Here is a 12186-nt window from a genome sequence, read left to right on the forward strand (position 1 = left end):
GATCACTGGTCCTCGATGTTCCAGGGCAACTGGAGGCCGAACTTCCACAGGTAGATCCCCGCCACCGCGGCCACGATCACCAGGCCGACGGAGGTCAGGATGATGTTCCGGCGCCGCACCTTGGGGTCGAGGGCCCGTTGGGCCGCCTCGGTGACCTTGCGCTTGGTCCAGCGCAGGACGAGCTGCGCCCAGACGAACTCGGTCGCCCAGATCGCCATGCCGCCGAAGATCACGACCCAGCCCGGACCGGGCAGCACCAACATGGCGGCGCCGGCCGCGACGACCGCCAGCCCGACGATGAAGACGCCGACCTGCCAGCTCAGATGCAGGGCGCGGCGCGCCTTGATGAAGTCCGGAGCACGCGAACCGAGCGCCTGCGCGGGCGCCGCCTCGTCGTCCGTCCCCGTACGGTCTTCCGCCACGGCAGCCTCGCCGGGCTTGTTACTCCCCGTGTTCATACGGCCAAACACTACCGGAGCGAAACCTGTCACCGGAATGGGCGCAGGACCCGAACGACCGCTCGGCCGGAAGAGTTACCTAAACACACGCAAAACACTCAGAGGGGTTTACAACGGCACCGTAGGTGGCATGTCGATTTCGCCGACGTGCGAATCCCCGAGCGCACACTGAGCGAAAGGCCCTGGCGCTTATGAACACCACGGTCAGCTGCGAGCTGCACCTGCGCCTCGTTGTGTCGAGCGAGTCCTCCCTGCCTGTCCCCGCAGGCCTGCGGTACGACACGGCCGACCCCTACGCCGTGCACGCCACCTTCCACACCGGAGCCGAGGAGACCGTCGAGTGGGTGTTCGCCCGCGACCTCCTCGCCGAAGGCCTCCACCGCCCCACCGGCACCGGCGACGTCCGCGTCTGGCCGTCCCGGAGTCATGGCCAGGGGGTCGTGTGCATCGCCCTGAGCTCCCCGGAGGGCGAGGCACTGCTCGAGGCCCCGGCGCGGGCCCTGGAGTCCTTCCTGAAGCGCACAGACGCCGCCGTGCCGCCCGGCACGGAACACCGGCATTTCGATCTCGATCAGGAGCTGTCGCACATCCTGGCGGAAAGCTAGAGCGATGCTCCGTGAAGCCGCCCGTCGCCGTCGACTCGGGGTGACGGCACGGGCCCGGACAACCGCATAACGGCACACACCGGCGTCGTCGCCGCGGTCCTCCGCGGGGGCGGCGCCGGTGCGTGTGCGGGCGCGGGGGCCGCCTCTCGGTCCCTGCGGGAACGGGGGGCGGCCTGCAGCCGTTGTACGGGCACCGACGGCGGTAAGGGCGTTCCGCGGCCGGGACCGGCGCATCGGAGCCGGTTCCCCCCGTCGAGGAAGCCACTACCATCGGCCAGCATCGGCGGGCGCCCGCCCGACCCCAGGCCAGGGAGTGAGATGTGCTGATCACCCACGACGCCCGGTGTGCCCTCGACACCGTGGTGGATCTGGTGAACACCGTGCCGGAGGACGATTCGGCGCCGGACGGGCTGCCGGATGTCACGGCCCTCCAGGAATTCGTGGGAACGCACGAAATCAGCGACGTCGGCGTACTCTCCGGGCTCGACCTGTCGGCGGTGCGCAAGATCCGCGGCCAGTTCGCCGCCGTTTTCGCGGCACCCGACGCCCTGGCGGCCGCCGGCCTGATCAACGACCTGGTCGCCGCCGCCGGCACCACACCGCGGCTCACCGACCACGACGGGTACGACTGGCACATCCACTACTTCGCGCCGGGCGCCTCCGTCGCCGACCACCTCGCCGCGGACTGCGGGATGGCGCTGGCCTTCTTCGTGGTCGCCGGGGAGCAGGAGCGGCTGCGGCGGTGCGAGGCTCCCGACTGCCGGCGCGCCTTCGTCGACCTCTCGCGAAACCGCTCGCGGCGGTACTGCGACAGCCGCACGTGCGGGAACCGCCTGCACGTGGCCGCGTACCGGGCACGGCGCAAGGAGGCGGCCGGCTGACGTCCGCCCTGCGGCACCGGGCACACCCCGGTGGCGACGCGGCCCCCGGCGGGTGGCGCCGGGGAGCGCGGGTACGGCTCACAGCAACAGCAGATCGTGCAACGAGGCCATGAGCAGCAGACACCCGATCACCGCAAGGAAGATCATGAGCGGTGGCTGGGAAAGGGCGAAGAGGCAGCCGCGCGGTTCGTCCTGCGCCCGCGTGGTTTCGCTCTGTCTCGTGTCCAGCTGGGTATCCAGCTGAGTGGTGTCCGGCATCTCGCCGTGATGATGACGCAGTGACCAGGGCCTACGCGATCAACACGCCCGCGAAGACCGGGAGTTCGTTGAAATCCGCAATATCCGTTCGGATCTTGATCACTACGGAGCGTGCTCTGACGGCCTCGGACCGCTGTGTCGTTTCAGCCCGGGCATCGGCGCCGACAGCGGACACCGGCACCGGCACCGGCACCGGCACCGACGGTCATATGCCGTGCTTCTTGAGAATGGCCTCGATGTCGCTGAAGTCGTCCTCGCCGCCGGTCGGCTTGGCCGGACGGGAGGCGGGCCGGGAGGCCGGGCGGGCACCGGCACCGGGGCCGAGGGAGGGCTCCGAGGCCGCCGGGGCCACCGCGTCGCGCTGTGCCGCGGCGCGGGCCTCCTTGCGCTCCTTGCGGGTGCCGCCGCGGCGGCGCTCCACGGCACGCGTGGTCATGAACAACGCCCACGACACGCCCAGCACCGCGAAGCCGGCCCAGGCCACGGGGCTGAACGCCGTGTCCGCCAGCCACTCGACCACTCCGGTCATGACCAGGCCGACCGGGACCAGCGAGTAGGCGGCGATACGGGCCGCGGTGAGGAAACGCCTGCGGTACGCGGTGACCGCCGCGATGCCCAGGCCGGCCGCGGACACCGCGGAACAGACGGTCTCGGCAATCATCCGGTCCTCCAGGGCGGGTCGGTCGGGCATGAGTACTTCGTCCCTTCCATCCTGCACCGTCGGGACCCGCTCGGGCCATGCCGCGTCCCCGAGATCAGGGAGATCTCGGGGTCCGCTCCTCCCCAGGTGCCGGTGGCCGCCGTACGGCCTGGTCGGGACGACACCCTCCGGGCTGGGAGAATGGAGCCATGAGCGACTCCTCCACCGCCCGGCCCGCCATCCCCGTCCTCGACGTCTGGTGCGAGCTCCAGTGCACGGACTGCCACACCGCCCTGGACGACCTCCGCGCCCTGCGCGCCCGCTACGGCGACCGTCTGGAGCTGCGGCTGCGGCACTTCCCGCTGGAGAAGCACAAGCACTCCTTCGCCGCCGCGCAGGCCGCCGAGGAGGCCGCGGCACAGGGACAGGGGTGGCCGTACGCGGAGGCCGTGCTGAACCGGGTCGCCGAACTGGACCGCGAGGGCGAACCCTTCCTGGTCGAGGTCGCCCGGGAACTGGGACTGGACGCCGAGGAGTTCGACACGGCCCTGATCGACGGCCGGCACATCCTGATCGTCGACGCCGACCAGGCCGAGGGCAAGGCGATCGGCGTGACCGGCACCCCCACGTACGTGATCGGCGGCGAGCGCCTCGACGGCGGCAAGAGCCAGGAAGGGCTGCGCGAGCGCGTCGAGCGGATCGCGGACCGGCTGCTGGCCGAGCGGCAGGACTGACGGACCGGCGCCGCCGGAGCGTACGCCTACAGCAGCGGTTTGCTGCAGTAGAAGCGCGTGGTCTCGTAGCCGAGCGACTCGTAGAGCCGTTCGGCCGCGGTGTTGCCCGCGAAGACGTTGAGGCCGATCAGTCGTCGGCCGGCGTCGACGGCCTGGGCCTCGGCCAGCGCCATCAGCGTCCGTCCGTGCCCCCGGCCCCGGTGCGCCGCGTCGGTCTCGACGTCGAAGACGAAGGCGTGGTCCTCGCGCAGCGCCAGCCACAGGACACCGACCCGCGTCCCCTCGTGCTCGACCACGCTGAACAGCATGTTCTCGGTGTCCTGCCCCTGCGGCAGCAGCAACTCGTGATCTCTGCGCGCCTTCGCGTACGCCTCGTCCTCGGGGACGCCCCGCTCGATCCAGGTACGGGCGTACTGCTGCGACTGGTGGGCATGCCAGGTGGCGAACTCGTCGGCCGTCATCGGCCGTGCCCGGCTGCCCGCGGGCAGGGCGGGCGCGGTGCCGTCGAGCGGTTTGGCCATGGCGCGGTTGCGCACGACGTAGCCGAGCGCCTTGGTCAGGCGCAGGCCCGCGTGGGCGTCGGGAGCCAGGTTCGTCTCGATCCGCCGGCAGCCCCAGCCCCGCACGACCTCCTCGGCCGCGAGAGCCGCCACCGTGCCGCGGCCGCGCCGCCGGTCCGGTTCGTCGATGCTCAGGTGGTGGATCACGGCCACCGAATCGCCGAAGGCCTGTGAGGTGCCGAGGTGTATCGCGCCGACGGGCCGGCTGTTCACGCACACCTGGTAGTGGCGCGAACGCGTCCCGTCGGCGGCGCGCTGGAGCGGCTCGGTCGGCCGCAGGGTGGTGGTCATCACCGGAGTTCTACCCGGCGACGGGGCCCGAGTCAGCCTCATTTTCGGGGCCTTGCCGGGTCCGCGGGCGCGCTTACGGGTCCAGGTCGTTCCCGGAGCGCTCCTCGAAGATCCGCATGGCCTTGGCGGTCACCGGCCCCGGGGCGCCCGGCAGTTCGCGGCCGTCGACGCGGTGCACGGCCTGCACGTCCCGGAGGGTCGAGGTCAGGAAGACCTCGTCGGCGCGGTCCAGGACGTCCATCGGGAGGTCGGTCTCGCGGGCGCCGGTCCACTCGACGGCCAGGGCGCGGGTGATCCCGGCGAGGCAGCCGGAGGCGACCGGCGGGGTGTGGATCTCGCCGTCGAGGACGACGAAGACGTTGGAGCCGGTGCCCTCGCACAGCTGTCCCACCGTGTTGCCGAACAGCGCCTCGGTGGCGCCCCGTTCGCGGGCGCGGGCCAGGGCGACGACGTTCTCCGCGTAGGAGGTGGTCTTCAGGCCGGTGAGCGCGCCGCGCTCGTTGCGGGTCCACGGCACCGTGATCACGGCCGTCGAGTCGGGGTGCCGGCCGGTCTCGCCGAGGGCGACGACGAGGGTCGTGCCGTGCTCGCCCCGGTCGGAGCCGAGCGGGCCGTGACCGCCGGTGTACGTGATGCGCAGCCTGCCCAGCGGCATGGGATTGGCCTCGATGACGGCGGCGCAGGCGCGGCGCACCTCGTCGAGGTCGGGGTCCGGCAGGCCGAGGCCGCGGGCCGAGCGGGTCAGCCGGTCGAGGTGCCGGGTCAGGGCGAACGGCCTGCCGTCCACCGCCTTCACGGTCTCGAAAATGCCGTCGCCCACGGTCAGCCCGTGGTCGAGGACGGAGACGCGGGCGGACTCGATGTCCTGGAGCCCGCCGTCGAGCCAGATCTTCACGCCTGTGTTCCCTCTCCACTCACCTCGTACGTCCCCGACGCTACCGCGAGCAGCCGGGACGCCTTCAGTTCCGTCTCCCTCCACTCCCCCTCCGGGTCGGACCCCCAGGTGATGCCGGCGCCGGTCCCGAAGCGCAGCACCCCCTCGGCACGGTCGATCCAGAAGGTGCGGATGCCGACGGCGAGCTCGGCGGCGCCCCGGTCGGCGTCGACCCAGCCGATGCCGCCGCAGTACGGGCCCCGGGGGGCGGTCTCCAGGGCGTCGATGATCCGCAGGGCGCTGGACTTGGGGGCGCCCGTGACGGACCCGGGCGGGAAGGCCGCGGCGAGCAGCTCCGGCCAGTCGGCGTCGGCGCGCAGCTCGCCGCGGACCGACGACACCAGGTGCACGAGCCCCGGGTGCTTCTCGACGGCGCAGAGGTCGGGAACGGTCACGCTGCCGGTGGCGCAGACCCGCCCGATGTCGTTGCGGACGAGGTCCACGATCATGACGTTCTCGGCGTAGTCCTTCTCCAGCAGGTCGGCCTCGGTCCGTCCGGTCCCCTTGATCGGCCCGGACTCGACGGTCCGGCCGTCGCGGCGCAGGAACAGCTCGGGCGAGGCGGTGGCGATCTCGACGCCGTGGCCGGGCAGCCGGATCGTCCCGGCGTACGGCGCCGGGTTGCCGCGGGCCAGCAGGGCGGTGAGGGCGTCCACGTCCGCGCCGGGGGCGACGGGCGCCGAGAGCACCCGGCAGAGGTTGGCCTGGTAGACCTCGCCGGCGGCGATGTGCTCGCGTATGCGCCGCACGGCCGCCGTGTACGCGGCGTGGTCGAGGGAGGACGTCCAGTCGCCGACGGCCGGTCCCCGCCACCGGCCGGGTGCGGGAGCCGGCACCGGCCGCGTCCGTACGTCCGCGAAGCGCGCGCAGGTCAGACGGCCTTCGAAGTCCGCGCAGACGGCCCAGAAGCCCTCGGATTCGAGGGCGGCGGGATCGCTGGTGACGTCGAGGAGGCCGGTGGCGAGACGCTCGCCGAAGCGGGCGAGGGGAGGGAGGTCGAGCACGTGTCCGAGTCTAGGACGGTGGCCCGGAGGTGACCCGTACGTGTCCCTCCGGGTGCCCTGACCAGGCCCTCGGCCGGACGCACCGCAGCACGCTGCACAAACGCGTTTTTGTACTGGCCCAGGAATCCGCTAGAGTTCAACACGTCGCCGGGACGCGGAAGCGGACCGAACCGACAGGCGGACGTAGCTCAGTTGGTAGAGCGCAACCTTGCCAAGGTTGAGGTCGCGAGTTCGAGCCTCGTCGTCCGCTCGCAGGAACAGAGGGCCTCCCGGGCCCTCTACACTCCTGGTGGAGTGGCCGAGAGGCGAGGCAACGGCCTGCAAAGCCGTCTACACGGGTTCAAATCCCGTCTCCACCTCCAAGGACGATTAGCTCAGCGGGAGAGCGCTTCCCTGACACGGAAGAGGTCACTGGTTCAATCCCAGTATCGTCCACTGGTCCGCAAGGATCACCGATCCGTATGGATCCCCGCGCGATTAGCTCAGCGGGAGAGCGCTTCCCTGACACGGAAGAGGTCACTGGTTCAATCCCAGTATCGCGCACGCAGTACCGCACCTGGTGCTCCCAGGACGATTAGCTCAGCGGGAGAGCGCTTCCCTGACACGGAAGAGGTCACTGGTTCAATCCCAGTATCGTCCACACCGACCGAAGCCCCCGGCCGTCTCGTACGGCCGGGGGCTTCGTCGTGGCTCGGATCAGCGAGTGAGGTCAGCTGGAGAAGAGCATGTGGCCGAAGCTCTTGTGACGGTGGTGACCGTGGTGGCCGTGACCGCCGTGCGGGGCGCCCCAGGCGGGCGCGGGAGCGGCCGGGTAGGCCTGCGGGGCGGCGGGCGGGGCCGGTGGGACGGCGGGCGGGGCGGGCTGGGACCACTGGGCCTCCAGGCGGGTCAGCGACTCCAGCTCGCCGTAGTCCAGGAAGATCCCTCGGCAGCCGCTGCACTGCTCTATCTGAACGCCGTTGCGGTTGTAGGTGTGCATCGGCGCACGGCACTTGGGGCACTGCATCGTCGGCTCAACTCCTCGCCGGTCGGTCCTGCTTCGCGTATCGCCAGGACAGACTCTGTCCGGCTACGGGTCGGTTGCACCCTACGTCGTGGAAACTCGGTTCAACCGTGCGGGGCGGAGGGGCTGACGGAGCTCATTCGGGAGCAGGCGTCGACCAGGGACTGCTCCACCTCGTCGAGGAGGCGGCCCGCCTCGACGGCCTTGGTGACGGCACGGGCGGCGGTCTGCGCGGTGAGGGCGCGGGCCGGAACGTCCAGCGCGGGCCAGGGGTCCTCGTTGGACGGGACGGCGGGGCCGCCGGCCGCGCGGTAGGCGGTCAGGAAGCGGTGCCAGTCCTCGGGCGGGAGCAGTCCGCACGCGTACCAGGCGGCCGGGCGGGCCAGGTCCCAGGCCGGGGCACCGGTCCCGAGGTCGTCCACGTCTATCAGCAGCCAGGAGCCGTCGGGCGAGGGGTGGCGCACGAGTTGGCCGAGGTGGAAGTCGCCGTGGCAGAGGCCGGCCGCGTCCGGCACGGCGGCCTCGCCGCGGGCCCAGGCCGGGAGGGCGGTCCAGGCCCGCAGGACGGGGGCGGTGGCGGGATGGTGCGGGGCGGTCGTCCGGAGGCGGGCGACCGCGTGGGCTGCCTTCGCGGGGCCGCGCATGGGCGGTACGGCGGTGGGGGCGGCGGTCCGGTGCAGGCGCGCGAGGAGGGCGGCGGCGGCCTCCCATGGCGCGGCGTCCGGGTCCTCGGGGTCGACGGGAGTGCCGTAGGGCCAGTACGTGACGAGTCTCCCGTGCAGGGCGACGGGCGACGGGCGCAACGGGGGCAGCAGGACGCCGGGGAGCCGGGCGGCGACGGTGACACGGCCGGCCAGCTCGGCGGCGTCGGCATCCGCCGCGTGGGCCTTGGCGACGGTCCCGGCATGCCGGACGACGGTGCCGTCGGGGCGGTCGGCGAGAGTGGTGTCGCCCGGGGCGGCCGCCGCTTGGCAGGGGCAGACCGGGGCGCGGGCGTGGGCTGCTTCTCTGACGCGGAGCGTCAGTGCGGGGAGGAGGGCGTCCGTCGTCACGGGGTGAGCGTACGCAGGTGTTCCCCCGCAGGGGGCTCGTGGTGCGGGGCCCTTGCCGGGCGGGGTGCGCTTCCGCCGAGGGGCGGCCCGCGGTCGGGGTGTTCCCAGGGTTGGCTTGGGGCGCGGGACCTGCCTGCCGGAGGGCGAGCCTGCCATCCGGGACGCTCCCGCCGGGGGACGGGCCCACGGGCATCGGGGTGCTGCCGTCGGAGGACGGGCCTGCGGATCGGGGCATCCTCGCGGAAGGGCGAACCTGCCGTGCAAGACCCTTCCGCCAGAGGATCGGCCCGCGGTCGGGGTGTTCCCAGGGTTGGCTTGGGGCGCGGGACCTTCCTGCCGGAGGGCGAGCCTGCCATCCGGGACGCTCCCGCCGGAGGACGGGCCCACGGGCCGGGGTGTTCCCGCCGGAGGACGGGCCTACGGTCGGGGAGCTTCAGAGGCGACGTGTCATTGGAGGGAGGGGGCGGACGCGGAAGGGGACTCGCGGGCGGGGCCTTGTGGGAAGAGCAATGCCGGCGCAGCTCCCCAGCTGCGCCGGCATTTTGCCGTCCGCCGCACCCCCGTCCCCACGGGGTTTCATGGATGGATGTCCCCGCCCGGACCGCTCTTCCGGGCCTGGGGTCGCCGCTCAGCGCCCCAGCATCACACCCACGGACGACGCTTGTGTGGCCACTGTCTCCCACCCGTCGAAGACGAGGAGGAGCAGGACCGCCAGGGGCAGGGCCATGACCGTCGCCACCAAGGGGTGACGGCGTCCCTGACGGCGGCTGTCGCGTGTGCGGACCAGCGTCCGCGGTACCGTCTGGGCCATGGTCCCTCTCCTGACCGTTTCCGTTGTTCTGGCAGCGGCGGGCGTCTGACCTCGGGGGACGAGTGCTGCACCCGCCGCTTGACCTCAAATCTAGGCGTCCGGCGGTCTCCGGACGTCATGCCCTCGTACCGAATGCCGGGCCTCCCGGAGGATGAGCCATGCCCCGGGGCGTACTCCCCTGGGTGGAGACCGGGCCCCGGACCTCGGGGTCTTCCCGGAAGGGGTGTCCACTGCGTCCCGGTTTCTCCGTACTGTCCGGTGACATCCCTCACTTCACCATCGTCCCAGCCCACCTCCGCCTCCTCCCACCGCAGGTCACCACCCGCCGCCACACCGCGGAGGCTCGACGGCCCGACGGCTCCACGGCACCCCGCACCGCTTCCGTCCGCTCACTCGCACCCGTCCCAATCCCCGCGCCACGGCGGCCGGTTGGGAACACCCGTGCGCCCGGGCCGGACGGCGCCCGCGTTCCCTGACCGCCCCTCAACTCTCCCACCCGGCACTGACAATCCCTCGCCCCGAGAGGGCGCGGCCTCTGCGCGCGGGCGGCCGTGGAAACGTAAGCTGTGGCTCGTCACAGGGACCGGGCAGCGGGGATGAACATGGCGATGATGCGCCTGAGGCGCGAGGACCCGCGCGTCGTCGGCTCGTTCAGGCTTCACAGGCGGCTCGGCGCGGGTGGAATGGGCGTGGTCTACCTGGGCTCCGACAAGAAGGGGCAGCGGGTCGCGCTGAAGGTCATCCGGCCCGACCTGGCCGAGGACCAGGAGTTCCGCTCGCGGTTCGCACGCGAGGTCTCCGCCGCCCGGCGCATCCGGGGCGGCTGCACCGCACGTCTGGTCGCCGCGGACCTGGAGGCGGACCGTCCCTGGTTCGCCACGCAGTACGTGCCCGGCCCCTCCCTCCACGACAAGGTCGTCGACGGAGGCCCGCTCGGCGCGGCCGACGTCGCCGCGGTGGGTGCCGCCCTGTCCGAGGGACTGGTCGCCGTGCACGAGGCGGGGGTGGTCCACCGGGACCTGAAGCCCTCCAACATCCTGCTGTCCCCGAAGGGGCCGCGGATCATCGACTTCGGCATCGCCTGGGCCACCGGCGCCTCCACTCTCACCCACGTCGGCACAGCGGTCGGCTCCCCCGGGTTCCTCGCGCCGGAGCAGGTGCGGGGAGCGGCGGTCACACCGGCCACGGACGTGTTCTCGCTCGGCGCCACACTGGCGTACGCGTCGATGGGCGACTCGCCCTTCGGGCACGGCAGTTCCGAGGTGATGCTGTACCGCGTGGTGCACGAGGAGGCCCAGCTGCACGGCGTCCCGGACGCCATCGCTCCGCTGGTGCGGGCCTGCCTGGCCAAGGATCCCGAGGAGCGCCCGAGCACACTGCAACTGTCCTTGCGGCTCAAGGAGATCGCCGCCCGGGAGGCCCAGGGCCTGGCCGACGTACGGCCTCCGGCGCCGCGCAGCGCCGAGGCGGACACGCCGACGGGGCGGCTCGCCGACACCTATCCGGAGCGGGCACAGCGACGCCCGCAGGGGCGGCCGGGCGCGCCCGGCACCCCCGCTCCGCGGAGCGGGTCCGGTTCCCGCGGCCCCGTGCCCGCCCGTGGTTCCGACGGGTCGCGCGGCGGCACACCCTCGCGCGGTGGCGCACCGTCGCGGGGCGGGGCCGGGGCGCGGGGTGGCAGCGCGTCACGCGGTGGCGGTGCGGGCTCGCGGGGCGGTTCACGGTCCACGACCCCCTCCCGCGGCAACCCGGGACGGAACGGGTCCCGCCACGACAGCGGCGGCCGGTCCTCGCCACGCAGCGGGGCCGGCCGTACGGCGCCGAGGACCACCGGGACCGGCTGGCGGCGGCCAGCGAACCCGCGGCTGCTGCGGCAGCGCCTGTTCGTGTTCGTGGTCGTGACACTGCTGGTCGCGCTGGGCATCGCCGCCGCGCAGGGCTGCCAGGGGCCGTCCCGCGGGCTCGGCGACGAGCGCGACGGGGTCCGGAACCAGCAGGAGCAGGTGGACGTACGGGGCGACACGCCCGGGCAGCGTCAGGTGCCCGGGCTGTGAGGGAACGGCCAGGAGCCGTGCGTCGGGGGCGCCCATGAGCCGGAGACCCGGCTCGGCGGTCGCCTCGGGGCCGGGGACCCGCTACGCCGAGGGCCGGCCCGTCGTCACCGCGTAGAAGGAAACCGCCGCCGCCGCGCCCACGTTCAGGGAGTCGACGCCGTGGGACATCGGGATGCGGACCCACTCGTCGGACGCCGCCAGGGCCCGCCGGGACAGGCCCTCGCCCTCGGCGCCCAGCATCAGGGCCACCCGGTCCATGCGGTGCGGGGCGACCTCGTCGAGGGACTTGGCCCGCTCGTCGGGGGTGAGGGCGAGCAGCGTGAAGCCCGACTCGCGGACCGTGGCGAGGCCGGCCGGCCAGGTGTCGAGGCGGGCGTACGGCACGGAGAAGACGGCGCCCATCGAGACCTTCACGCTGCGCCGGTACAGCGGGTCGGCGCAGTCCGGGGAGAGGAGTACCGCGTCGATCCCGAGGGCGGCGGCCGAGCGGAAGATGGCGCCGATGTTGGTGTGGTCGTTGACCGACTCCATGACGACGACGCGCCGGGCGGTGGTCAGCAGGCCGGCCGCCGCGGGCAGCGGTTTGCGCGCCATCGAGGCGAGCGCGCCGCGGTGCACGTGGTAGCCGGTGACCCGTTCGGCGAGCGCCGGGTCGACGACGTACACCGGGGCGGGGGCCTCGTCGATGACGTCGCGCATGGTGTCGACCCACTTCGCGGAGAGCAGCATCGAGCGCATCGCGTAGCCCGCCTCGCCGGCCCGCCGGATGACCTTCTCGCCCTCGGCGATGAACAGGCCCTCGGCGGGTTCGCGCCGGCGGCGCAGTTCGACGTCGGTCAGGCCGGTGTAGTCGTGCAGCCGAGGGTCGTCGGGGTCGTGGATGGTGACGAGGTCCGTCATG

Annotated in this window: 14 protein-coding genes and 5 tRNA genes; 9 read left to right on the forward strand and 10 right to left on the reverse strand. The window is 72.9% G+C overall.

The window, feature by feature from the left end; genetic code table 11:
* Positions 1-2: 2 nt before the first annotated feature.
* Positions 3-458, reverse strand: coding sequence for a TIGR02611 family protein (locus tag M6G08_RS32265; protein WP_272590675.1), 456 nt, complete (start codon positions 456-458; stop codon positions 3-5).
* Positions 459-649: 191 nt separating this feature from the next.
* Between M6G08_RS32265 and M6G08_RS32270 the strand changes: the two genes are divergently transcribed.
* The gene (locus M6G08_RS32270) at positions 650-1063 is read left to right on the forward strand and encodes an SsgA family sporulation/cell division regulator (RefSeq protein WP_004002642.1); all 414 of its coding nucleotides are present in this window, start codon (positions 650-652) and stop codon (positions 1061-1063) included.
* Positions 1064-1383: 320 nt separating this feature from the next.
* Positions 1384-1944 carry a CGNR zinc finger domain-containing protein gene (locus M6G08_RS32275; RefSeq protein WP_272590676.1) on the forward strand — a complete coding sequence of 187 codons (561 nt, stop codon included), beginning with the start codon at positions 1384-1386 and terminating at the stop codon, positions 1942-1944.
* A gap of 78 nt (positions 1945-2022) precedes the next feature.
* Here M6G08_RS32275 and M6G08_RS32280 read toward each other — a convergent pair whose 3' ends face one another.
* Both M6G08_RS32280 and M6G08_RS32285 read right to left on the reverse strand, forming a co-directional pair.
* Positions 2023-2202: a hypothetical protein gene (locus M6G08_RS32280; protein ID WP_217254691.1), complete on the reverse strand. Its 180-nt coding sequence runs from the start codon at positions 2200-2202 to the stop codon at positions 2023-2025.
* A gap of 205 nt (positions 2203-2407) precedes the next feature.
* Positions 2408-2863 carry a hypothetical protein gene (locus tag M6G08_RS32285; RefSeq protein WP_272591491.1) on the reverse strand — a complete coding sequence of 152 codons (456 nt, stop codon included), beginning with the start codon at positions 2861-2863 and terminating at the stop codon, positions 2408-2410.
* A gap of 188 nt (positions 2864-3051) precedes the next feature.
* Here M6G08_RS32285 and M6G08_RS32290 point away from each other — a divergent pair, with 188 nt between their 5' ends.
* A complete protein-coding gene (locus tag M6G08_RS32290; protein WP_272590677.1) occupies positions 3052-3576 on the forward strand; it encodes a DsbA family protein in 525 nt (174 codons plus the stop codon).
* 26 nt (positions 3577-3602) lie between these two features.
* Here the strand turns inward: M6G08_RS32290 and M6G08_RS32295 are convergent, their stop codons facing one another.
* From M6G08_RS32295 to M6G08_RS32305, 3 genes are all read right to left on the reverse strand, one after another.
* Positions 3603-4427 (reverse strand): GNAT family N-acetyltransferase, encoded by an 825-nt coding sequence (locus M6G08_RS32295; protein ID WP_272590678.1) that lies wholly within the window; start codon positions 4425-4427, stop codon positions 3603-3605.
* A 73-nt stretch (positions 4428-4500) separates the two neighbouring features.
* Entirely contained in the window at positions 4501-5322 is an 822-nt protein-coding gene (locus M6G08_RS32300; protein ID WP_272590679.1) for an aminotransferase class IV, read from the reverse strand.
* Entirely contained in the window at positions 5319-6365 is a 1047-nt protein-coding gene (locus tag M6G08_RS32305; protein ID WP_272590680.1) for a chorismate-binding protein, read from the reverse strand. The genes M6G08_RS32300 and M6G08_RS32305 overlap by 4 nt, the downstream gene beginning before the upstream one ends.
* Before the next feature lie 177 nt (positions 6366-6542).
* Here M6G08_RS32305 and M6G08_RS32310 point away from each other — a divergent pair.
* From M6G08_RS32310 to M6G08_RS32330, 5 genes are all read left to right on the forward strand, one after another.
* Positions 6543-6615: transfer RNA gene (locus M6G08_RS32310), tRNA-Gly, on the forward strand.
* A 38-nt stretch (positions 6616-6653) separates the two neighbouring features.
* Positions 6654-6727, forward strand: a tRNA-Cys gene (locus tag M6G08_RS32315).
* A gap of 1 nt (position 6728) precedes the next feature.
* Positions 6729-6800 (forward strand) — tRNA-Val (locus M6G08_RS32320).
* A gap of 36 nt (positions 6801-6836) precedes the next feature.
* Positions 6837-6908 (forward strand) — tRNA-Val (locus tag M6G08_RS32325).
* 25 nt (positions 6909-6933) lie between these two features.
* A tRNA-Val gene (locus M6G08_RS32330) sits at positions 6934-7005 on the forward strand.
* Positions 7006-7074: 69 nt separating this feature from the next.
* Here the strand turns inward: M6G08_RS32330 and M6G08_RS32335 are convergent.
* From M6G08_RS32335 to M6G08_RS32345, 3 genes are all read right to left on the reverse strand, one after another.
* Positions 7075-7371 carry a TFIIB-type zinc ribbon-containing protein gene (locus M6G08_RS32335; protein WP_272590681.1) on the reverse strand — a complete coding sequence of 99 codons (297 nt, stop codon included), beginning with the start codon at positions 7369-7371 and terminating at the stop codon, positions 7075-7077.
* A 101-nt stretch (positions 7372-7472) separates the two neighbouring features.
* Positions 7473-8420: a phosphotransferase family protein gene (locus M6G08_RS32340; protein ID WP_272590682.1), complete on the reverse strand. Its 948-nt coding sequence runs from the start codon at positions 8418-8420 to the stop codon at positions 7473-7475.
* 628 nt (positions 8421-9048) lie between these two features.
* A complete protein-coding gene (locus M6G08_RS32345; protein WP_073730856.1) occupies positions 9049-9231 on the reverse strand; it encodes a hypothetical protein in 183 nt (60 codons plus the stop codon).
* Between the two features lie 596 nt (positions 9232-9827).
* Here M6G08_RS32345 and M6G08_RS32350 point away from each other — a divergent pair.
* Positions 9828-11285: a serine/threonine-protein kinase gene (locus tag M6G08_RS32350; protein WP_272590683.1), complete on the forward strand. Its 1458-nt coding sequence runs from the start codon at positions 9828-9830 to the stop codon at positions 11283-11285.
* 81 nt (positions 11286-11366) lie between these two features.
* Here M6G08_RS32350 and M6G08_RS32355 read toward each other — a convergent pair whose 3' ends face one another.
* Complete coding sequence (locus M6G08_RS32355; protein WP_272590684.1) at positions 11367-12185, reverse strand: TrmH family RNA methyltransferase; 819 nt, start codon at positions 12183-12185, stop codon at positions 11367-11369.
* Position 12186 lies beyond the last annotated feature (1 nt).

Source organism: Streptomyces sp. M92 (assembly GCF_028473745.1).
In the GTDB taxonomy this organism is placed as follows: domain Bacteria; phylum Actinomycetota; class Actinomycetes; order Streptomycetales; family Streptomycetaceae; genus Streptomyces.

Coding starts and splice junctions, on each gene's coding strand:
- M6G08_RS32265 (WP_272590675.1), bottom strand. CDS start 458: ATGAACACGGGGAGTAACAAGCCCGGCGAGGCTGCCGTGGCGGAAGAC.
- M6G08_RS32270 (WP_004002642.1), top strand. CDS start 650: ATGAACACCACGGTCAGCTGCGAGCTGCACCTGCGCCTCGTTGTGTCG.
- M6G08_RS32280 (WP_217254691.1), bottom strand. CDS start 2,202: ATGCCGGACACCACTCAGCTGGATACCCAGCTGGACACGAGACAGAGC.
- M6G08_RS32285 (WP_272591491.1), bottom strand. CDS start 2,863: ATGATTGCCGAGACCGTCTGTTCCGCGGTGTCCGCGGCCGGCCTGGGC.
- M6G08_RS32290 (WP_272590677.1), top strand. CDS start 3,052: ATGAGCGACTCCTCCACCGCCCGGCCCGCCATCCCCGTCCTCGACGTC.
- M6G08_RS32295 (WP_272590678.1), bottom strand. CDS start 4,427: ATGACCACCACCCTGCGGCCGACCGAGCCGCTCCAGCGCGCCGCCGAC.
- M6G08_RS32335 (WP_272590681.1), bottom strand. CDS start 7,371: ATGCAGTGCCCCAAGTGCCGTGCGCCGATGCACACCTACAACCGCAAC.
- M6G08_RS32345 (WP_073730856.1), bottom strand. CDS start 9,231: ATGGCCCAGACGGTACCGCGGACGCTGGTCCGCACACGCGACAGCCGC.
- M6G08_RS32350 (WP_272590683.1), top strand. CDS start 9,828: ATGAACATGGCGATGATGCGCCTGAGGCGCGAGGACCCGCGCGTCGTC.
- M6G08_RS32355 (WP_272590684.1), bottom strand. CDS start 12,185: ATGACGGACCTCGTCACCATCCACGACCCCGACGACCCTCGGCTGCAC.